Source organism: Bradyrhizobium sp. 215_C5_N1_1 (genome assembly GCF_052075935.1).
Lineage (GTDB): Bacteria > Pseudomonadota > Alphaproteobacteria > Rhizobiales > Xanthobacteraceae > Bradyrhizobium > Bradyrhizobium barranii.
Map to the genome: position 1 here is coordinate 5,680,867 of NZ_CP197228.1, position 19,578 is coordinate 5,700,444.

Below are 19,578 nucleotides of genomic sequence, written 5' to 3' on the forward strand. Positions count from 1 at the left end.
GAGTGATGATCAGGCGGCGTCTGATGGCGGCAGGCGCTCGGCTTCGTACTCACCGGCGACGAGCAGTCGCCGCAGCAGTTTGCCGACCGGCGATTTGGGAATGGCGTCGACGAAAACGTAACGTCTAGGCCGCTTGAAATTGGCGAGGCCCGTGGTCCGGCAGAACTGCTCCAGCTCGACGTCCGACACAGGGCGATTGCGCTTGACGAAGGCGGCGACGACCTTGCCCCATTTCTCGTCGGCAACGCCGACCACCGCGACCTCGTCGACCGCGGGATGCAGCGACAGGCAGCTCTCGATCTCGACCGGCGAGACGTTCTCGCCGCCGGTGATGATCATGTCGTCGACGCGCCCGGTGACGAATAGGTCGCCGTCGGGATCGACGAAGCCGGTATCGCCCGTAAAGTACCAGCCCTCGCGCAGCGACTTGGCGTCGGCTTCAGGGCGGCGCCAGTAGCCTTCGAAGGCCTCGTCGCCGGCGAGCGTCGCGATGATCTCGCCCTCCTCGCCGACCGCAGCAAGCTCCGCGACCGACTTCGCGCCGATGCGCACGACCTTGACGTGCTGGTTCAGCCCAGCTTTGCCGGCCGAGCCGGGCTTTGCGGCGGCGTTCTGGTCGATCGTAAAGGTGTAGATCTCGGAGCTGCCGTAGTGATTGACGAACAACTCTGGCTTGAACGCCTCGTTCAGCTTCCTGAGAAGGCCGTCGGTCATCGAGGCGCCGGCAAAGCCGAGCTTGCGGACGCTGGAGACGTCGGTTTTGGCGAAGGCCTCGTGATGAACGAGGTCGTGATAGAGCGTCGGCACCAGATACAGGTTGGTGATCTCCTCCTTCTCGATCAGGGCCAGCGCCTGGCGGCTGTCATAGCGCGGCAGGCAGATGAAGGTGCCGCCGATCAGCGACATCGCCAGCAGCGAGCGGACGCCCATGGTGTGGTAGAGCGGCATCACCCCGAGCGTGCGCTCGCCGCGGCCGTAGAGATTTTGCGCGACATGGGCGATCGCCGCGGCACGTTCAGCGCGATGCCGTCGCGGCACGCCTTTTGGCCGCGAGGTCGTGCCCGACGTGTAGAGCATGATCGACCAGGCATCGGTGCCGACACGCGGCTCGGCGTCCGGCGCGCTGTCCTTGATCAGATCGGCAAAGCTGGTGGCCTCCCCCGTCCCGGGATCGACGGAAACACGCAGCAGCTTGCCTGCCAACCCCGAGCCCTGCACCGCCTCGGCAGAGATATCCTGATAGACGATCGCGCAGGCTTCGGCGTTCTCGATGCAGTAATCGAGCTCGTCGGCCTTGGCGCGCCAGTTGATCGGCGTGATCACCAGGCCTGCGAACTGGCAGGCCCAGTGCAGCGTCGCCGCTTCCCAGCGGTTTTGCAGCAGCGTGACGACGTGATCGCCAGGCTTGAGGCCAAGGCGGTCGAACGATGCCACGAGCGCGGAGATCTTGCCGTACCATTGCCGGTAGGTCAGGCGCAGATCACCGTCGACAAGCGCGATCGCATGGGGATCGCGCGCGGCGCTGGCGATGAAGCTGCTGGCGAGATCAAGCATCGGACGTCTCTTTTTTGGATGAAGCGAGTTCGGCGGCGGCTTCGAGCGCCGCCTGGATGATCGGTGTGTAGCCGGTGCAGCGGCAGATATGCCCGCTGAGGAGGTCGCGGATCTCGGCCTCGGTCGGCGCCGGGTTCCTGGCGAGGTAGTGGTCGAGCGACATCAAAATGCCGGCGGTGCAGAAGCCGCACTGGAGCGCGTGGTTGCGGCGGAAGGCCTGCTGCAGCACGCCGAGCCGGTCCGCCGACGGTGCGAGGCCTTCGACGGTCCTGAGCTCGCAACCATCGACCTGCGCAGCGAGCGTGAGGCACGACCGCGTCAGCATGCCGTCGACGACAACAGTGCAGGCGCCGCAGACGCCGTGCTCGCAGCCGACATGGGTGCCGGTCGCTCCCAGCTGGTGGCGCAGGAAATCGGAGAGCAGCATGCGCGGCTCCGCCTCGCCCTCGACCGGCTTGCCGTTGAGCGCGAAACGGACGGCATGGCGCTGATCTGCCTTGAGACGGGTCATTGCAGCACCTCGCCGATCAGATCGCGACCGATCATGCGCACGAGGTCGCGCCGGTAGCGCGCGGTGGCGTGGACGTCGTCGCGGGCACCAAGCTCGTAGGCGAATGCATTGAGGGCATCGTCGAGCGCGCTGCCCTCCAGCCGCGGCCAGTCGCGCGCGGTCGGAACGTCGGCGACGCCGCCAACGGCGAGACGCACGCCCGTCGGTGTCTTCATCGCCGCGCAGGCGACAATGGCGAAATCGCCATAGCGGCGCGCGACCTCGCGGAAGGCGAAGCGCGATCCCTTGACGGCGGGCAGCGAGATTCCTTCGATCAATTCGTCATCGGCGCGCGCGGTCAGCATCATGCCGGCGAAGAAGTCCTTGGCTGCGACGCGGCGACGACGCTTGGCACTGCGCAACAGCACTTCACCACCAAGCGCAACCAGCGTCAGCGGCATTTCGGCGCTGGGATCGGCGTGCGCGAGCGAGCCGCAGATGGTGCCGCGGCTGCGGGTCTGCATGTGCCCGACCCACGGCAGCGCCAGCGCGACCAGCGGCAACGCCTCGGCAAGGTCAGGCCACGCCAGGAGATCGGCCTGGCGCACACCGGCGCCGATCGTGACGGCATCGCCCTTCCGCTCGATCTGGCGGAGCTCCTTGATACGCATGATGTCGATCAGCAGCTTCGGCTTGGCGAGACGCATGTTGAGCATCGCCATCAGCGACTGGCCGCCGGCGAGCACGCGGGCATCACCGCCCTGCTGGGCAAGGCCTTCGAGGACGTCGCCGACGGTCTCGGCCCGGAGATAGTCGAATGCGGGCGGTTTCATCGGCGCCCCCCGAACAGGCTGGCCAGTTTCGCCAGCACGGCGAACAGCGAGAAACCGCCGCCCTCTGCACCACCGCCGCCCGCCTTCCGCGCGAGCGCGGTGAAGAACTGGCCGATGATGACGCGCGTGGCGCCGTCGAGCAGACGGCCGCCGATGCTCGCGACCTTGCCGCCGATCGCGGCGTCGTAGCTGTAGGTCAGCTTTGTGCCGCCATTGCCGTCGGGCGCGAGCGTGATCCGCCCCTCGGCGTTGCCGAAGCCGAGCGCGCCGGTCGCACCGCCACGCAGTGTGACCGCGCGTGGCGGATCGAGATCGAACAGCTCGACATCCGCGCGATAACGCCCGCTGACTGGGCCGATGCCGAGCGTGACGTCGGCGCGGAAATGCGTGTCGGTGATCTTGTCGACGCGCTGGCAGCCGGGAATGACCGACTGCAGGGTGGCGGGATCGAGCAGCATCGCCCAGACCTGCTCGGGCGGCCCCTTTACCGAGGCCTGTCCCTCGCCGCGCAAGCGCCGGTCGCCTTCGCGCACTGGCGCAGAAGTCACGCCGCCCGCGGGGGGCGGCGGCTCGGCACCGCGCACCAGCTCCGCGAGCCGCGCAGGCACGAGCGGCAGCGTTATGTCGGCAACGCCGAGCGCATCCGCGACCGCATTGGCGAGGCACACCGGCGTCGACATGCAATTGCCCTCACCGACGCCTTTTGCGCCGAGCGGCGTGAACGGCGACGGCGTCTCCATGTGGATGATCTGCGGCTCCGGCACCTCGGTGGTGGTCGGCAGCAGATAGTCGGCGAGCGTTCCCGTCAGGAAACTGCCGTCCTCGGCGTAGGCATATTCCTCAAAGAGCGCGGCGCCGAGCGCCTGCGCAAAGCCGCCGCGGATCTGGCCGTTGACCATGCCGGGATGCAGGATGGTGCCGCAGTCGTGCATGGTGACGTAGCGATCGATTTGCGTCTCCAGCGTCGTCGGATCGATCTCGACGCCGCAGAAATCGAAGATGAAGCCGTGGCAGAGCGAGGAGTTGATGCGGTCGTCCTCGTCGGGCGGCGTCAGCTCCGGCGGCGTCCAGAACACGGTCTCGCGGATGGTCTGCCCCGCGTCATCAGGGAGCGAGCCCGGCGACCAGTGGCTGAGCGCCGCGACGCGCGAGAACGCGATCCGGTTCTCCGGATTGTACCTGGAGGCAACGAAGCCTTTCGCAAACACGATGTCGGCGGCTTCGACGTTCAACTGGCTTGCGGCGATGCGGGCGAGCCTGCCGGCGACGCGTTCCGCGGCGATCTTTGCCGTGCCCGCCACAGCTGCGGCGAAACGGCTGGCGTAGTTACCGGACGCGATCGACCAGGCGTCCTTGGCGGTGTCGATCTCGGTGTTGACGCGGATATCCCTAGGCTGGAGACCGAAGACGTCGGCGACGACCTGCGACAGCACCGTGCGATGGCCCTGCCCCTGCGGCACGGAGGCGACGTGAACCGTGACGCTGCCGACCGGATCGAGCCCGACGGTCGCGGTTGCCTGCGCGCCGTTCTTGGGACCTGCCTTGCGGCGCTCGGCCGCCGTCAGCACGGTGGTGATGTAGCCCATGTTGGAGACGCTGGGCTCGACCACCGCGGTGAAGCCGATCCCGTAGAGCCGCCCCTGCGCTCGCGCCTCGTCCCGCTTCGCCTTGAGTTCAGCGAGCCTGCCCTGCTCGACTGCGAGCGCAACGGCGTCCTGGTAGTTGCCGGAGTCGAGCAAGGCACCGGTCGCCGTGCGATAGGGAAACGCGCCGGCGTCGATTAGATTGCGCTTGATGACATCGAGCGGATCGAGGCCGAGGCCAATCGCGATCCGCTGTACCAGGCGCTCCAGTGCGAAATAGACCTGCGGGCCGCCAAAGCCGCGGTTGAGACCGGTCGGTGTCTTGTTCGTGACGACGACGCGGTTGCGGATCTTGACGTGGCGGATGTCGTAGGCGCCGGTCAGATTGCCGTGCATGCGGTAGAGCGTGGCAGGCTCAGGCGCGCGCAGATGCGCGCCGCAATCCTCGACCTGGTCCCAGTCCAGCGCGAGGATCTTTCCGTCTGCTGCGACCGCCGCCGACAACGTCGTCGCGCGGTTGGTCGCCGACACCGACGCGGTAAGATGCTCGAGCCGGTCCTCGATCCACTTCACCGGCCGTCCCGTGACGCGCGCTGCCGCCGCGATCAGCACGATGTAGGGAAACACGCCTTGCTTGACGCCAAAGCTGCCGCCGGAATCCGGCGGCGTGCGCAGCCGGAGCCGATTGCCCGGCACTTTCAGCGCTCGCGCAATCACCGTGTGGATACTGAACGGGCCCTGGAAGTTGGCGAGCACCTCATAGGCATCCTCGCCGGCATCGTGCGATGCGACGACCCCGTAGGTCTCGATCGGCGTGCAGGAATTGCGGGGATAGCGGATGTCGATCGAGAAGCGATGCGGCGCCTCCGCAAAGGCTTTCTCGGGATCGCCGTAACGGAAGTGGCGGTCGCTGGCGAGATTGCCGGGAAAGCCATCGTGGAGCACGGGCGCGCCTGGCGCGAGCGTCTGGAGCGGATCGACGACGGCAGCCCGCGGGCGATATTCGACATTGATCAGTTCGGCAGCGTCCTCGGCACGTGCGCGATCAGTTGCGACGACCAAAGCGACCGGCTCGCCGACATAGCGCACGCGGTCCATCGCGATCGGCCAACACTCCACCGGCGCCTTCACGCCGACGACGAGGCTCGTCGTGACGGCCTTGACGTCGCTGCCGGTCAGAACCGCGGCGACGCCCGGCAGACGCTTCGCGGCTTCAACATCAATCGAGAGAATATCGGCATGCGCATGCGGCGAGCGCAGGATCGTCGCGTGCAGCGTGCCGGGCTGGACACCGAGATCGTCGATGAAGCGGCCGCGGCCGCTGAGCAGTGCGGCATCCTCGACGCGCTCGATCGAACGCCCGACCCACGGCTCATCGCCACTTCCCGGATTTGCGGATTTGACCGCCTGCAACATGTCCCGGCATACCTCCCGACGCGTTCTTTGACGCGACGATGACGTTTGTCAGGACTGGGGGTGCGGGAGCCATACCGCCCGCTCTCACGACTTACCAAATCGTCTCATTCGAGAGCGTGCAGCGCAATATCAAGACTCAACCCGCGAGACGCGAGACATTGCGAAACTCGCGCGGGCTGACGCCGGCATGATCCCGGAAGAAACGCGTGAAATGCGCCGGCTCCGGAAAGCCAAAGCGCTCGCTGAGCTCGCCGAGCGGTGTGTCCTCGCGCATGACAGCATCGAGCGCGCGCTCCATCCGGACGACATTGAGATACAGCTTTGGCGAGACGCCGAGCGAGGTCTCGAACAGGCGGAAGAACTGCGCGCGCGAGAGGCCTGCGCCCTTCACGAACTGATCGACGTTGGCATAGGAATCGTGCACGCGCATCGCGTCCATCGCGCGGCGGATGCGCCAATCGCAGCTCACCGCGCTCATGCCGCGGATCGTGGTCGGGAAGCTGCGCCAGGGCGTGAATCGCTCGATCACCGCGATCATGAGATCCGAGAGCGTCTGCTCGTGGGTCCGCACCGCATCCGGATTCGCCATCATTTCGGCCGCCAGATGCAGCGTGAGCTGACGGATGCGCGGCGACACCTCGCCCGACGGCCGCTCGAAAAAGCCCGGCGCACCGCTGGCCGCCCAGCCGGGACGGAACTCCTTCAGCCATTCCGGCTCGATATAGAGCGCCATGATCAGCGTGCGCGGACGGTTGGCGTCGTGCACATAGGCATGCGGCTTCCAGCCGTCGACGAGCACGGCGGCCGTATCCGTCAGCGGCGTGACCTGGTCGCCCACAAGAAACTGCGTGTCGGAGCCCTCGACCTTGAGCAGGACGTGGCAGTGATGATGAGCGTGGCGGACCAGCGAACGGTCCATGTCGAGCAGAGCGACCCTGCCGAAAGCGCCATGAGCGATGCGCAGGGCCGTCGACATCAGTTCCTTCCTCCCGGCAGCGTTGCGCTGCAAAATAATTGCTTCATCGGCGCGGCACTATAAGCAGCACCCGCTTCATATTCCAACGGCGCAAACCGACGCAAGTTGCTTCCGAGCGGCAATCCGCTCATGCGCGCGTCTCCGAAAGAAACCGCGCGACCGCAGCGCCGGGGTCGGCCTGCAAGGCAGTGGCGAGATCGACCTCCTCCTCGCCCTTGACGCGAATGCGCTTGAAAGCGAGCTCGGGCGCGTTGACCGGCGCGGTCGCATCGAGACCCATCTTGGCGCTGATGCCGTTGTCGGTGGTCGGATCGAGCTTGGAGCCGAGCGCGCCCGCGACGACCATGAGGTCGCGGTCGGCCTGGAAGCGCGTCGCCACCGCCCATTCGATTTCCTCGGACGAGGAGATGTCGACGTCCTTGTCCACCACGACCACCTGCTTAATGTCGTAATGGGCGCCGAAGGCGCACATCATGATGTTCTTGGGCTCGCCGTCGTTCGCCTTGTCGATCTTGATCGCGAGGTGGTAGCGGCAGGTGCCGCCGCGCGTGAGGCGGACGTCGATCACGCCAGGAAAACTGCGCCGCAGATGCTGGAGCAGCGTCGCCTCGCGCGGCACGCCGCCGAGGATCAGATGCTCGAAACCGCCGCCCACGATGGTATGGAAGATCGGTTTCGCACGATGCGTGATCGCATCGACCTCGATCACCTCGCGATTGGCGCGCGGGCCGTAATATTGGGGGAATTCGCCGAACGGACCTTCCGGTTCGCGCACGCCCTGAAGAATGCGTCCCTCGATGACGATCTCCGCGTGGGCGGGCACGCGGACCGAATTGGTGCGACACTTCACGACGTCGACGGGCGCTCCGAGCAACGCACCGGCAATCGCCATCTCGTCTTCGTCAAGCGCGGCAATCGCCTGCGAGGCCAACATCAAGGCCGGATGCGCGCCGATCACGATCGCGATCTCCAGCGCCTGGCCCAGCTCTTCCGCGAGGCGGTAGTAGGAGAAGGTGTGCCGCGGCAGCAGCAGCACGCCGATGCGGTTCCTGCTACTGATCTGACAGCGGTGGATCGAGACGTTCTGTACACCGGTCTTCGGGTTGCGCGCGATCAGCAGGCCGGCCGTGATGTAGGGGCCGCTGTCGCGCTCATTGTGCTTGGGCACCGGGAGTTGGCGCAGCAGATCGACGTCCTCGTGGACGACGTCCTGCACCGGTCCGCTCGCGACCTCATGCGTCGGCAGTGGATGGTTTGCGGCAGCCAGGAACCGTGGCAGCAACTGGTCCTCGGTCACGCCGATGGAATCGGCGACCCAGTCGCGGCCCGCGAAGAGATTGGCGACGACGGGAATTTCATGCCCATCGGGTCGCGGGAAGAGCACCGCGCTGTCGCGCTCCAGCCGCTTGGCGACGGCGGCTAGCTCGTCAGCCAGCCCAATGCCCTCGCGAGCGATCGCGAGCTTGCCGCGCTCGGCGAGAAACGCGAGCCAGGCGCGCAGATCGGCGGGCGCGTTCGCGCTTCTCCTCGCAACATTTTCCATTCGCATACGGGTCATTCCTCAGGTCTTCAGGTCAAGGCGCGATCTTGCGCAGCGGCGGCGAGCGGCGCTTGAGCGCCTCGTCCTCGCCCCAGCGGCGCACAACGCCGATATCGATGTCGAACAGGTCGAGCACACGGCCGACGGTGTGCTCGACCATGTCGTCGAGGTTCTCGGGTTTTGCGTAGAAGGCCGGCACGGGCGGGGCGATGATCGCGCCCATCTCCGACAGCGCCGTCATCGTCCTGAGATGCCCGGTGTGCAGCGGCGTCTCGCGCACCATCAGCACCAGCCGCCGACGCTCCTTGAGCACGACGTCGGCAGCGCGGGTCAAAAGCGTCGTGGTCACGCCCGAGGCGATCTCGGACATCGAGCGCATCGAGCACGGCGCCACGATCATGCCGGCGGTGCGGAACGAGCCGCTGGAGATCGCCGAGGCCATGTCGTCGATCGCATGGCAGACATTGGCGAGCTCCCTCACCTCCGCGATCTTCAAATCGGTCTCGTAGGCAAAGGTAAGCTCGGCCGTCTTCGACATCACCAGATGCGTCTCGACGCCGGCATTGCGCAGGAGCTGCAGCAGGCGCACGCCATAGGTGACGCCGGAGGCGCCGGAAATGCCGATGATCATCCGCTTGGGTGTGGCGTCCTGCATATGTCTGATTTCGCTCCCAGACGGCCCGGGCCTTGAGGCCCCGCGGTCCGCCACGAGACTAGGCAATCCCACCCATCACTACAAATAATGATTGATTATATCGTCCATCATCTATGATGATGCCCGCGAGCAAGACCGGCGAACGAAGGACAGGCCCCGTGGAACTCAGGCAGATGCAATATTTCCTTTGCCTGGCGGAGGAAAAGAACGTCACCCGCGCCGCGCGCCAGCTCAACATCGTGCAGCCCGCGCTGAGCATGCAGATCGCCAAGCTCGAGGCCGAACTCGGCCAAAAACTGTTCGACCGCAGCGTCCAGGGCATGACTCTGACCAGCGCCGGCGAGGCGCTGGTGCGGCTGACGGCCCCGATCGTGCGCGATGCCGAATATGCGCGGCAGGAGATGGCGCAACTCGGCGGGCGCATCTCGGGCCGCGTCTCGGTCGGCCTCATCACGTCGGTGGCGCAGAGCACTATGGCCAGTTCGTCGGCGACGGTCGCCAGTCGTTATCCCGAGATCACGCTGTCCGCCTGCGAGGGCTATACCGAGACGCTCGTGGACTGGGTCAACACCGGCCAGCTCGATTTCGCGCTGATCAACGTGCCGCGCCGGAAGACGCCGCTGTCCGCGCATCACATCATGGACGAGGAGATGGTGTTCGCCTGCCGCAAGGACAGCCCGGTCAGGCCACCGGCAAAGCTGCGCTTCGACCACGTCGCGAATTTCGACCTCGTGCTGCCGTCCAAGCGCCACGGCCTGCGGCTGATCCTGGATGAGCACGCCGCCGCCGTCGGCATCGACCTGCGGCCGCGGCTCGAGCTCGACACCCTCCCCGCGCTCTGCGACGTGATTGCGACCACCGACTTTGCAACGGTGCTACCGACCATCGCGCTCCGGCAATCGCTCGCGAGCGGCGCCATCCGGGCGCATCGCTTCGACCAGCAACGGACCGTGCGCTCGATTGCCTGGGTGCATCACCCGCGGCGAGCGGTGTCGGTCGCGGCCAAGGCGGTGCTCGACGTCATCAGCCACGATCTTGCGCAAGCGGCCGCCGTGGCGAGAGAGTTTGTGGAGCCTTTCATTGGCAGCACGACCTCATCGCCCCGCATGGCGCGCAGCAAGACGCGGCGGAAAGCGATCTCTTGAGTGCAGAATTCCTGCTCGGACAAGATGTCGCGCCCACTGCAAAATGAGACGGGTTGGTAAGTTTTGAGACGTGCAGGCATGACGGTCGTAGCGGCCTGCTAACTACGGTTCAGGCGCAGAAAAATGCGAACTGGCGCTCATCCCCGACGACTCCCGTCCCGGACGCTCCCTGGGCTCGCAGAACAAGACACAGTCGGGAGATTCAGTCCGAGATGGCACGGTTCGGTCGCAGCAAGATCACAGATGGCGCTCACCAGGAGAGCGAGGGATTTCGTCCTGACCGGAGGTCGCTGCTCACGCTCGGTGGTGGCGCCCTGCTCGCAGCAACGGGAATGCGGCATGCAAACGCGCAAGACTATCCGACCCGCCCGGTCCAGGTGCTTGTGCCCTTCGCCGGCGGCAGCGCCAGCGACGTCATCACCCGCATCCTGCTCAACCGCATGTCGATGTCACTCGGGCAGGCCTTCGTGGTCGACAACCGCCCCGGCGCCGGCGGCAATATCGGCACCGCTGCTGCGGCGCATGCAGCACCCGACGGCTACACGCTGCTTATGAGCACCTCCGGTCCGCTGGCCGCGAACAAATCGCTGTACAAGGAGCTGCCCTACGATCCGCAGAAGGATCTCGTCCCCATCGGCCTGTTCGCGACGCTGCCGAATGTCATCGTGATCAATTCGAGGCTGCCACCGAAATCACTGAACGAGCTGATCGACTATGCCAAGGCGCATCCGCGGGAGCTGAACTACGGAACGGTCGGCGTCGGCTCGTCGCAGCATCTGGCGGCCGCCTATTTCGAGCAGCTCACGGGCACCGAGATCACGCACGTTCCCTATCGCAATATCGCCGCCTACACGCCGGACTTCATCGCGGGCCAGGTCCCGCTTGGCTTCCAGCTCTTGCCGAACGTCATCAGCCTGATCAAAAGCGGCGATGCACGCCCGCTCGCGGTGGCCAGCGACAAGCGCATGACCGCGCTGCCGGATGTGCCGACCGCGGCGGAGGCGGGCCTCAAGAATTACGAGAGCGCCGCTTGGCTTGCTCTGCTCGCGCCCGCGAGCACAGGCAAGGCCGTGCTCGACAGGCTCTATGCGGCGATGGCGGAAGCCGTGAACGATCCGAAGGTGCGCGCCCTCTTCGTCGAGCAAGGCGCCGAGCCCATGGTGATGGACCCACAAGGCCTGAAGGATTTCATGACATCGGAAACGACGAAATGGGCTGCGGTCATCAAGAAGATCGGCATCGAGCCGATGTAACCCCGAGCTTTTGTGCAATTATCAGCATCGTCCGGATGATCCGTCCGCGATAGCTCGCCAAAAAGCGCCTCCAACTTACGCTGCCGTGAAGGGCCGCAGATCCATGTGCCGGTTGACATCCTTATAGAGGAGATAACGGAACCGACCTGGGCCCCCGGCGTAGCACGCCTGCGGACAGAACGCCCGCAGCCACATAAAATCTCCTGCCTCGACCTCGACCCAGTCCTGGTTGAGCCGGTAGACGGCCTTGCCCTCCAGAACGTAAAGACCGTGCTCCATGACATGGGTCTCTGTGAAGGGAATAGATGCGCCCGGCTCGAACGTGACAATATTGATGTGCATGTCATATCGGATATCGGCCGGATCGATGAAGCGTGTGGTCCTCCATCTCCCATCCGTATCTGGCATTAGCGTCGGTGCGACCGAGTCCTCGTTGGTCACGATGACGTCGGGGTGAGCAAGCCCCGGTACGCCCTGATACAGCTTGCGGATCCAATGAAAATGAGCGGGGCTCGAGCTGCGATTGCGAATACTCCAGCCGCGGCCGGGCGGAAGATAGGCAAAGGCCCCGGGCCGCAGCTCCCGCTCCTTGTCCGCCACCTCGAGGCTCAATTTGCCACCCGCGACGAACAGCGCGCCTTCGGCATCCTTGTCCGGCTCCGGCAACTCACTTCCCCCACCCGGTGCCACCTCCATAAGATAATGGGAAAATGTCTCGGCGAATCCGGAAAGCGGTCGCGCCAGCACCCACACACGCGTGTTATCCCAATGCGGCAGATGGCTGACGACGATATCGCGCTGCACCCCTCCTGGTATGACCGCATATGCGTTCGTGAAGACCGCCCGGCCGCTCAAGAGCTCCGTCTGGGCCGGATGGCCGCCCTGCGGCACGTGATAGGTTTGCGATGGCATGGTCGTGGCCTCCGATAGGTTTCCCGTGTGGTATGTCATTGCGCGGCTCTGCTTGCCGCGCGTCATTTTCCGAGAATGCTGTCCGGCGCAAGATCGAGCTGCATCATCTCTTCCAGCCAATATTCCTCAAGATTGTCGCCCCCGCCCTTCCGGTCGACGACGAAGAACGGACTGGAGTCTTCCAGAACAAGCAGCGGATGGTGCCAGCAGTTGCGGGCATAGTTTACGCCCTGGTGTCCCGTTACAGCGAAGGCCCGATAGGTCGAGGCGATATGCGGATCCGTGCAGACGACGATCAGCCAGTCCTTGCGGTTCAAGGGCATGAACAATTGACTTCCAAGCGGATGGCGCTCCATCAGCCGGATCGCGATCGGCGCAGGCCGGGTGGAGGCGACAAACCAACTGATGTTGATCTGTCCGCCTTCCGCGGTGACGTCGATCGTGGCGAGATCGTTGAAGCGCCGGGCATAGCCTTCGTTGATCGGCAGGGGCGTCAACCCATCCGTATCGACGACATCGCCAAACGGCGCAAATGCCTTCCTCGTTAGAGGCTCAATCGAAAGCGTCAGCATCGCCATATTCCAACCAACACTCGCGTTTCACGCCGTCTGTGCACTCGGGACGGGCTCATCTCCGCCGACGGCATCGACCAGCCCCTCACTTGAGGGATCAATCTCGCCGTTCAGGATACGATGTGCCTTTGCCCTGTCGATGTCGCCTTCCCAGGACGCGACGACGACGGTGGCAACGCAGTTTCCGACATAATTGCCGAGGGCGCGGGCAATGCCGATGAACCAGTCGACCGACAGGATGAGCACAAGGCCAATCGCCGGAATGGCAGGGATAGCGGCAAGCGTCGCGGCGAGCACCACGATGGCCGAGCCCGGAACGCCGTGCGCGCCCTTCGAGGTGAGCAACGCGATGCCAAGGATGGCCAGGAGATCGCCTGTCGCAAGCGGCGTGTTGGTCGCCTGTGCGATGAAGACTGCGGCCAGGGTCAAGTAGATGGAGAACGCGTCCAGATTGAACGAGTATCCGGTCGGTATCACCAGACCAACCGTCGACCGCTTGATGCCGAGCTGCTCGAGCTTTCGCATGGTTTGCGGCAGAACGCTGTCACCTGCGGCGGTGCCGAGAACGATCATCAGCTCTTCGCGCAAGTAGGCGAGCAACTTGAACAGGCTGAAGCCGGACAGTCGCATGATCGCGCCGAGCACCACGATCACAAACAGGACCACGGCCAGATAGAACAGGCCGACGAGCCCGCCGAGTTGCTTGAGCGAACCAACACCGTACTTCCCGACCGTGAAGGCGATGGCACCGAAGACGCCGATCGGCGCGAGCCGGACGACGAAATTCATCATCTTGAAGATGATTTCGTTCGCGCGCTCGATGAACTCGACGACCGGCTTCGCTCGCTCGCCGCACAAGGACACGGCGCAGCCGAACATGATCGAGACGATCAGCACCTGCAGGACGTCGCCGGAGCTGAAGGCCCCCACAATCGTCGAGGGGATGAGCTTCATCAGGAATTCGGAGACGCCGCCTCCCGCGACCTGAGCCGCGGTCTGGCTGAACCCGCTAAGGGCCTTGGCGTCGAGCGTCTTCGGGTCGATGTTCATTCCTGCGCCTGGCTCGAAATAGTAGGCAAGCCCAATGCCGAACACCAGTGCGACGGTGGTGACGATCTCGAAATACAGGAGAGAGCGGATGCCAACCCTTCCAACCTTCGACAGGTCTCCCGCCGCGGCGATGCCGTGCACGACGACGCAGAACACGATCACAGGCACCAGCATCTTGATCAGCTTGATGAAGCCGTCGCCGAGCGGCTTCATCTGAACGGCGAGGTCGGGATTAGCCATGCCGAGGGCGATGCCCAGCATGAGCGCAATGACGACCTGGAAGAAGAGTGACTTGAAGATCTTGGGCACGGCTTTTCCTCGCTTGGCTGGTCTTCGACTGACGCGGCTTGGTGGGCCTTCGGGCCTCCGCCTATCTTGTTGTTTGGTGGTGACGTGTCGTCGTACGCACAAAGGAGCGCGCTTGCCGTGATCGCGGACCGCGCCCGGCCCGCAGAGGGCTCCGTCGGGCATTCGTTGACCATCGCGGATCTCAAGTCCAATATATAGAACGACACGATTGATAGGTTTTCCAAATGGATCTCCGCCAGCTCCGATATTTCATTGCCGTCGCCGAAGAGCGCAGCTTCACCCTCGCCGCTCGGCGACTGAACCTTTCCCAACCACCGCTGAGCCAGCACATCCAGACGCTGGAGGCCGAGCTCAAGACGCAGCTTCTCCACAGGACCAGCCGCAGGGTCGAACTGACTAAGGCCGGCGAAGCCCTGCTGGGTCGAGGTCGCGCCATTCTCCAGCAGATCAAGCTCGCGGAAGACGAAGTTCAGTCGATCGGCGCTGGCCTTATCGGCACGCTTGACGTTGGTGCGACCGGCTCCATCCTGCGCGGTCGGCTGGCGGAACTGCTTGCCGCCTACCGAAAGGTTGCTCCGTCGGTGAGAACCACGGTGCATGAGCAGGCGCCTGCATTGCAGATCGCAGCACTCCTCAACCGCACGACCAACATTTGTCTCATTCGCAGCGTTCCGACCGAACACGGCCTGACCAGCAAGCTTGCCTGGCGGGAAGAGGTGGTCCTCGCACTGCCGCACGCGCACCCGTTGGCCGGGCGCAAGCGCGTTGCGCTTAGCGAACTAGCATCGGAGGATCACATCGTCCTCGACCCCAATAGCTCAGAGTTCGCACGCTACATCCAGAAATGCTGCGTCGATGCCGGCTTTTTGCCGCGGGTATCCCAGCAGGTCGTCGACGCCCAGTCGATTCCGAGCCTGATCGTGGCGGGCTTCGGCGTGGCACTGGTGCCCCAGTCCATTGCGCGCTTCACGACAGCCGACATTGTATTCCGGCCCATCAGACCCTCGCCACCCTCGGCCGATGTGTTCTTGGTGTTCCGAGAGGATGAGACGTCGATGGTCGTGCGCAATTTCATCAAATTGGCCGTTCGGTACCTAAGCCACCGCAAAAGCCCGAGGCAAGCCTCCTGAATGAGCACGACGGTCGTCGTCGCCATCGGCGGTCGGGTCCGGGTGGCTTCCGGACATCCCGGCGTTGAACGCTCGACAGATTGTCGACTGCTGCATCGCGACCCACGCGGGCCTTAATGGCGTTCGGATTGGATTTCAGCCTGATCGCCTTGATCGGCATTATGCAGTTCGTCGCGTCGAATTATGGTTAAGAGGCTCGCAGTGCGTTCGTTAGCGCAGACAGCGCAGCCGGCTGATGCTGACGACTGGGGTAATACATGAAGAACCCGGGAATTGGCGGCGTCCAATCCTCCAGCACACGAACAAGGCGACGTTTCGCAACATGCTCCGCGACCTGCTCTTCGAATGCGAGCCCCAGGCCGGCGCCAGCGAGTGCGGCCTGAATCACCAGGTGGGTATCATCGATGATGAGCGGGCCATTCACGCCGACCGTGACCGCCTGTCGTCCTTTCTCGAATTCCCACCTGTATGGACCGCCCGGAAGACGCAGGCTTATGCATCGATGGTCATTTAGATCCTTGGGTTTCTGGGGAATGCTTCGTGATGAAAAATAGCCGGGCGATCCGACCACCGCCAATCTCAACTCCTGGGTGACCCGCACCGCGATCATGTCTTTCTGAATGTACTCGCCAAGTTGAATACCGGCGTCGAACTCACCCGCAACGAGGTCGACGGGGCCAGTGACGGTAACAACGTCAAGAACGATGTCGGGGTAAGCTTCCGCGAACGCCGTGAGCCGCGGCAACAATACCATCACGGCAGCCGACCGGGACATTACAATCCGAAGGCGCCCTGCAGGCCGGTGCCGAACGTTTCGGGCTTCGTTGATGGCACGAGCAATCTGCTCGAGTGCCGGAGACAATTCCTTCAGGAGAGCTGCCCCTGCAGCGGTTGGCGCAACGCTCTTGGTCGTTCGAGCAAGAAGCTGCAGCTCGAGCCGTTGCTCAAGTCCGCGGATCGTGTGGCTCAGGGCAGACTGAGACACACCGATCTTTGCCGCAGCCCGCGTAAAGCTCCGTTCTCTGGCGACGATTGCAAACGTAGCAAGTTCGTTCAGCTCGTTTCTCATGATTTATGAATATTCCTCATAAGCCCATGTTGTTCAACACGTCTATCCTCATAAGCTACTTTGTCCTAGGTTCGGTCAGCAAGGAAGACTTGAGGCAACCTTCTGCAGGTTTCGGCCGGAGACGAAACTTTCCAGCCACGCGCAGTTTCTTCCCGTTCCAAACGTTATGGATAACAGGCCTATGGATACCGATGTTCGTGCATTGCGCTCACTGGCGCAGACCTATTTCGACAGTGCCTATGAAATGGATGCCGACAAATTCGCGTCTATATTCCATCCCTCGAGTTCCGTGACCAAGGTCGGCGACGACGGCAACGTGAGCGTGACGCCAATTGCGACGTGGCTGGCAGCTGTCCGTAATTTGAAAGCTCCGAAGCAACAGGGCCTGGAGCGCCAAGATCAGATCCTCTCCATTGACGTTGAAGGAGAGCTCGCGCTTCTGAAGCTGAAATTGCAAATTCCGCCGCGCTACTTCACCGACATGCTGTCGTGCTTGAAGGTCGACGGAACCTGGAAGATCGCTCAGAAAGTGATGACTTCGAAACTCTGACGGTTTCGGTGCCGTTTTGAGAAAGTGAATCAAACGCTCGTCAGGTTGTCCGTGAAAGCTCTATCACAAAGCCCCAACACCTTGGGCTGCGCTTCGGGATCATGGAGGATTTGGTCACTCTCTGATGGATATGTCGACCTGCCCGCCGAATCCCTCAAACATCCAAACGAAAAGCCATGCATGCAGACCGAACCGCCTCAGCGGGACGCTTCGCTGGTTCGATTATCGGTCAACTGCTTCCTATTCGATCGCTCTGGCATGGATCGCGTCTTGATCGATTGTGGAGCCGGCGCGAGCTGGGACCCGTCCATGGGTCACCTCGTGGAGGCGATGGCGGAGGCAGGCATCGACACGTCATCGGTCACGATGATCGCCCTCACTCATGCTCATGGCGACCACATCAATGGTCTCCTGATGCCTGACGGTCGACGAGCATTTAATGGCCTGAGGAAGATCGTGATAGGGGAAGACGCCGTCGAGGAGTTTCTTGCCGAGCCCGTGCTGGAGCAGTTTCGTTCGCTCCTTGCCCCAGTTAACGGAGGAGATCGGCTGGCCGATCATTTACTGGCGGTGGATATACCTGGGCACGCTCGGGGCCATATGGGTTATCTCCTCAACACTGACGAGGACGATGTCTTGTTCTGCGGCGACCTTATCCACGTTCCCGCCGCACAGTTTGCTCGTCCCGAGCTTACCTGGGCCTATGACGATGACGAAGCCGTGGCGAGGGCTACCCGGATCAGGTTGCTCCGGGACGCAGCAAATGCGCAGACGTGGCTGGCCGGCGCTCATTTAGGTCGACCAGGCATCGGCAGAGTGGTCGAAGAAGGGCAAGGATATGCGTTCGTTCCGGTCGCATAGCGGCCCATAAGTCCGCGCGAAGGGCGGCAGCACCTTCACGCACGCCCTCGTCAGCGCGGGACGACGGCAGTCGCTTCGATCTCGACGCGCGCGGATGGCTCGACGAGGCGCACCACCTGCACGAGCGCCATACTGGGGTAGTGGGTGCCAACCACCTCGCGATAGGCCTTGCCGAGCGCCTTCAGATTCGCGGTGTATTCATCCATGTCGACGACATACCACGTCAGGCGCACGAGATGGTCCGGCCGGGCGCCGCCTTCCGCCAGGATCGCAACGATGTTTTCGAGCGTCTGCCGAACCTGCGCGACAAACCCGTCGGCGAACCGACCTGCGATATCCCAGCCGACGACACCACCCGTCACAACGAGACGTCCTTCGGCCATCATGCCGTTGGCATATCCCTTCGGCTGCGGCCAGCCGCCGGGCTGAAGCACTTGCAGACCGCTCGTCGCGGCGGCCTCTGGCTTTTTCATCGTACTCATGCGGAGTTCTCGACCCTCTCAGCGCGGCTTCAGGAGATCGCGCGCGACAATCAGTTTCTGGACCTCGGTCGCGCCCTCGTAGATGCGCAGCGCGCGGATTTCGCGGTAGAGGCTTTCGACGATCTCACCCTTGCGCACGCCGCGGCCGCCGAACATCTGGACGGCGCGGTCGATGACGCGCTGCGCGGTTTCGGTTGCCGTCAGCTTCGCCATGGCAGCTTCGCGCGTCGTCGGAAGCCTCTGGACATCGCGGCGCCAGGCCGCGCGGTAAGTCAGCAGTGCGGCAGCATCGGTGTCGGTCGCCATGTCGCCAAGCGCGGCCTGGGTTAGCTGGAGATCTCCCAACGTCGCACCGAACATGTGCCGGCTGCGCGCATGCGACAGCGCTTCGTCCAGTGCACGACGGGCAAAGCCGAGGGCTGCGGCTGCGACAGACGCCCGGAAGATATCGAGGGTCTGCATCGCGAGCTTGAACCCGCCGCCCGGCGCGCCGAGGCGACGGCTCGCCGGAACCCGGCAATTGGTGAAGCGCAACGTCGCCAGCGGATGCGGCGCGATGACGTCGATGCGGTCGGCGATGCCGAAGCCGGGATCATCCGGGAAGACGACAAAGGCCGAGATGCCGCGAGCGCCCGGCGCCTCGCCCGTTCGCGCAAACAGCGTGTAGACGTCGGCAATACCGCCGTTGGAGATCCAGGTCTTCTCACCGTCGATGACGTAGTCGTCGCCGTCGGCGCGCGCGGTGCAAGACATCGCCGCGACGTCCGATCCCGCCTCCTTCTCGGACAGCGCGAAGGCCGCCAGCCATTCGCCGGCGCGAACTTTCGGCAGCACGGCCTTGCGCAGGTCCGCCGAGCCGCCGAGCGCGATCGCGCCGGAGCCGAGCCCCTGCATGGCGAAGGCGAAATCGGCGAGGCCATCGGCATAGGCCAGCGACTCCCGCGACAGGCAGATCGAGCGTGAATCGATCGTCGTCGCATCGCCGTCGGGCGCCGCGACGGCGCAATCGAGCACCCCCGCCTCGCCCATCGCGCGCACCAGCTTGCGGCAGGCGCCATCGACATCAGTGTGATCGATTGTGTCGAGAGCCCCCGACTGCACGAAGCGGTCGAGCGCCTCGCCGACCGCATGATGGCACGGCTCGAAAAACGGCCAATCGAGCCATTCGCGCCGGATCACTTTCGCCGTGGAGCTCATC

18 protein-coding genes are annotated in these 19,578 nt (G+C 64.0%); 5 read left to right on the forward strand and 13 right to left on the reverse strand.

What is annotated here, in order from left to right; genetic code table 11:
• Positions 1–9 precede the first annotated feature (9 nt).
• The 7 genes from AB7G19_RS27595 to AB7G19_RS27625 form a co-directional block, all read right to left on the reverse strand.
• Positions 10–1,554 carry an AMP-binding protein gene (locus tag AB7G19_RS27595; protein ID WP_441268415.1) on the reverse strand — a complete coding sequence of 515 codons (1,545 nt, stop codon included), beginning with the start codon at positions 1,552–1,554 and terminating at the stop codon, positions 10–12.
• The gene (locus AB7G19_RS27600) at positions 1,547–2,065 is read right to left on the reverse strand and encodes a (2Fe-2S)-binding protein (protein ID WP_441268416.1); all 519 of its coding nucleotides are present in this window, start codon (positions 2,063–2,065) and stop codon (positions 1,547–1,549) included. Before AB7G19_RS27600 ends, AB7G19_RS27595 begins: the two co-directional genes overlap by 8 nt.
• Positions 2,062–2,877 (reverse strand): FAD binding domain-containing protein, encoded by an 816-nt coding sequence (locus AB7G19_RS27605; protein WP_441268417.1) that lies wholly within the window; start codon positions 2,875–2,877, stop codon positions 2,062–2,064. The genes AB7G19_RS27600 and AB7G19_RS27605 overlap by 4 nt, the downstream gene beginning before the upstream one ends.
• A complete protein-coding gene (locus AB7G19_RS27610) occupies positions 2,874–5,876 on the reverse strand; it encodes a xanthine dehydrogenase family protein molybdopterin-binding subunit (protein ID WP_441268418.1) in 3,003 nt (1,000 codons plus the stop codon). Before AB7G19_RS27610 ends, AB7G19_RS27605 begins: the two co-directional genes overlap by 4 nt.
• Before the next feature lie 136 nt (positions 5,877–6,012).
• Entirely contained in the window at positions 6,013–6,852 is an 840-nt protein-coding gene (locus AB7G19_RS27615) for a helix-turn-helix transcriptional regulator (RefSeq protein ID WP_071917558.1), read from the reverse strand.
• Positions 6,853–6,979: 127 nt separating this feature from the next.
• The gene (locus AB7G19_RS27620; RefSeq protein ID WP_259261118.1) at positions 6,980–8,401 is read right to left on the reverse strand and encodes a UbiD family decarboxylase; all 1,422 of its coding nucleotides are present in this window, start codon (positions 8,399–8,401) and stop codon (positions 6,980–6,982) included.
• A gap of 25 nt (positions 8,402–8,426) precedes the next feature.
• Entirely contained in the window at positions 8,427–9,047 is a 621-nt protein-coding gene (locus AB7G19_RS27625; RefSeq protein WP_071915243.1) for a UbiX family flavin prenyltransferase, read from the reverse strand.
• Between the two features lie 173 nt (positions 9,048–9,220).
• Between AB7G19_RS27625 and AB7G19_RS27630 the strand changes: the two genes are divergently transcribed.
• Together AB7G19_RS27630 and AB7G19_RS27635 are read left to right on the forward strand one after the other, a co-directional pair.
• Positions 9,221–10,192, forward strand: a complete 972-nt coding sequence (locus AB7G19_RS27630) for a LysR family transcriptional regulator (protein WP_441268850.1) — start codon at positions 9,221–9,223, stop codon at positions 10,190–10,192.
• Positions 10,193–10,404: 212 nt separating this feature from the next.
• A complete protein-coding gene (locus AB7G19_RS27635; RefSeq protein ID WP_441268419.1) occupies positions 10,405–11,445 on the forward strand; it encodes a Bug family tripartite tricarboxylate transporter substrate binding protein in 1,041 nt (346 codons plus the stop codon).
• A gap of 75 nt (positions 11,446–11,520) precedes the next feature.
• Here AB7G19_RS27635 and AB7G19_RS27640 read toward each other — a convergent pair whose 3' ends face one another.
• The 3 genes from AB7G19_RS27640 to AB7G19_RS27650 form a co-directional block, all read right to left on the reverse strand.
• Positions 11,521–12,357, reverse strand: coding sequence for a bifunctional allantoicase/(S)-ureidoglycine aminohydrolase (locus AB7G19_RS27640; RefSeq protein ID WP_259257989.1), 837 nt, complete (start codon positions 12,355–12,357; stop codon positions 11,521–11,523).
• A 62-nt stretch (positions 12,358–12,419) separates the two neighbouring features.
• Positions 12,420–12,929 carry an ureidoglycolate lyase gene (locus tag AB7G19_RS27645; protein ID WP_259257990.1) on the reverse strand — a complete coding sequence of 170 codons (510 nt, stop codon included), beginning with the start codon at positions 12,927–12,929 and terminating at the stop codon, positions 12,420–12,422.
• Positions 12,930–12,956: 27 nt separating this feature from the next.
• On the reverse strand, positions 12,957–14,288 hold the full coding sequence (locus AB7G19_RS27650) for a C4-dicarboxylate transporter DctA (protein WP_441268420.1): 1,332 nt from the start codon (positions 14,286–14,288) through the stop codon (positions 12,957–12,959).
• 224 nt (positions 14,289–14,512) lie between these two features.
• Between AB7G19_RS27650 and AB7G19_RS27655 the strand changes: the two genes are divergently transcribed.
• Positions 14,513–15,418 (forward strand): LysR substrate-binding domain-containing protein, encoded by a 906-nt coding sequence (locus tag AB7G19_RS27655; protein WP_441268421.1) that lies wholly within the window; start codon positions 14,513–14,515, stop codon positions 15,416–15,418.
• A gap of 187 nt (positions 15,419–15,605) precedes the next feature.
• On the opposite strand, the gene AB7G19_RS27660 is transcribed toward AB7G19_RS27655, so the two are convergent.
• On the reverse strand, positions 15,606–16,487 hold the full coding sequence (locus AB7G19_RS27660) for a LysR substrate-binding domain-containing protein (RefSeq protein WP_441268422.1): 882 nt from the start codon (positions 16,485–16,487) through the stop codon (positions 15,606–15,608).
• Between the two features lie 181 nt (positions 16,488–16,668).
• On the opposite strand from AB7G19_RS27660, the gene AB7G19_RS27665 reads away from it, so the two are divergent.
• Positions 16,669–17,037, forward strand: a complete 369-nt coding sequence (locus tag AB7G19_RS27665; protein WP_441268423.1) for a nuclear transport factor 2 family protein — start codon at positions 16,669–16,671, stop codon at positions 17,035–17,037.
• A 180-nt stretch (positions 17,038–17,217) separates the two neighbouring features.
• The gene (locus AB7G19_RS27670; RefSeq protein WP_441268424.1) at positions 17,218–17,898 is read left to right on the forward strand and encodes an MBL fold metallo-hydrolase; all 681 of its coding nucleotides are present in this window, start codon (positions 17,218–17,220) and stop codon (positions 17,896–17,898) included.
• Positions 17,899–17,948: 50 nt separating this feature from the next.
• Here the strand turns inward: AB7G19_RS27670 and AB7G19_RS27675 are convergent, their stop codons facing one another.
• A complete protein-coding gene (locus AB7G19_RS27675; protein ID WP_441268425.1) occupies positions 17,949–18,380 on the reverse strand; it encodes a RidA family protein in 432 nt (143 codons plus the stop codon).
• 18 nt (positions 18,381–18,398) lie between these two features.
• Positions 18,399–19,577 (reverse strand): acyl-CoA dehydrogenase family protein, encoded by a 1,179-nt coding sequence (locus AB7G19_RS27680; RefSeq protein ID WP_441268426.1) that lies wholly within the window; start codon positions 19,575–19,577, stop codon positions 18,399–18,401.
• Position 19,578: the final 1 nt, after the last annotated feature.

Bases quoted from the DNA above. Each gene is read 5' to 3' on its own strand.
- AB7G19_RS27655 (WP_441268421.1), top strand. From the start codon at position 14,513: ATGGATCTCCGCCAGCTCCGATATTTCATTGCCGTCGCCGAAGAGCGC.
- AB7G19_RS27635 (WP_441268419.1), top strand. From the start codon at position 10,405: ATGGCACGGTTCGGTCGCAGCAAGATCACAGATGGCGCTCACCAGGAG.
- AB7G19_RS27605 (WP_441268417.1), bottom strand. From the start codon at position 2,877: ATGAAACCGCCCGCATTCGACTATCTCCGGGCCGAGACCGTCGGCGAC.
- AB7G19_RS27610 (WP_441268418.1), bottom strand. From the start codon at position 5,876: ATGTTGCAGGCGGTCAAATCCGCAAATCCGGGAAGTGGCGATGAGCCG.
- AB7G19_RS27675 (WP_441268425.1), bottom strand. From the start codon at position 18,380: ATGAGTACGATGAAAAAGCCAGAGGCCGCCGCGACGAGCGGTCTGCAA.
- AB7G19_RS27600 (WP_441268416.1), bottom strand. From the start codon at position 2,065: ATGACCCGTCTCAAGGCAGATCAGCGCCATGCCGTCCGTTTCGCGCTC.
- AB7G19_RS27630 (WP_441268850.1), top strand. From the start codon at position 9,221: ATGCAATATTTCCTTTGCCTGGCGGAGGAAAAGAACGTCACCCGCGCC.
- AB7G19_RS27670 (WP_441268424.1), top strand. From the start codon at position 17,218: ATGCAGACCGAACCGCCTCAGCGGGACGCTTCGCTGGTTCGATTATCG.
- AB7G19_RS27620 (WP_259261118.1), bottom strand. From the start codon at position 8,401: ATGCGAATGGAAAATGTTGCGAGGAGAAGCGCGAACGCGCCCGCCGAT.
- AB7G19_RS27665 (WP_441268423.1), top strand. From the start codon at position 16,669: ATGGATACCGATGTTCGTGCATTGCGCTCACTGGCGCAGACCTATTTC.
- AB7G19_RS27660 (WP_441268422.1), bottom strand. From the start codon at position 16,487: ATGAGAAACGAGCTGAACGAACTTGCTACGTTTGCAATCGTCGCCAGA.
- AB7G19_RS27615 (WP_071917558.1), bottom strand. From the start codon at position 6,852: ATGTCGACGGCCCTGCGCATCGCTCATGGCGCTTTCGGCAGGGTCGCT.
- AB7G19_RS27645 (WP_259257990.1), bottom strand. From the start codon at position 12,929: ATGCTGACGCTTTCGATTGAGCCTCTAACGAGGAAGGCATTTGCGCCG.
- AB7G19_RS27640 (WP_259257989.1), bottom strand. From the start codon at position 12,357: ATGCCATCGCAAACCTATCACGTGCCGCAGGGCGGCCATCCGGCCCAG.
- AB7G19_RS27595 (WP_441268415.1), bottom strand. From the start codon at position 1,554: ATGCTTGATCTCGCCAGCAGCTTCATCGCCAGCGCCGCGCGCGATCCC.
- AB7G19_RS27625 (WP_071915243.1), bottom strand. From the start codon at position 9,047: ATGCAGGACGCCACACCCAAGCGGATGATCATCGGCATTTCCGGCGCC.
- AB7G19_RS27680 (WP_441268426.1), bottom strand. From the start codon at position 19,577: ATGAGCTCCACGGCGAAAGTGATCCGGCGCGAATGGCTCGATTGGCCG.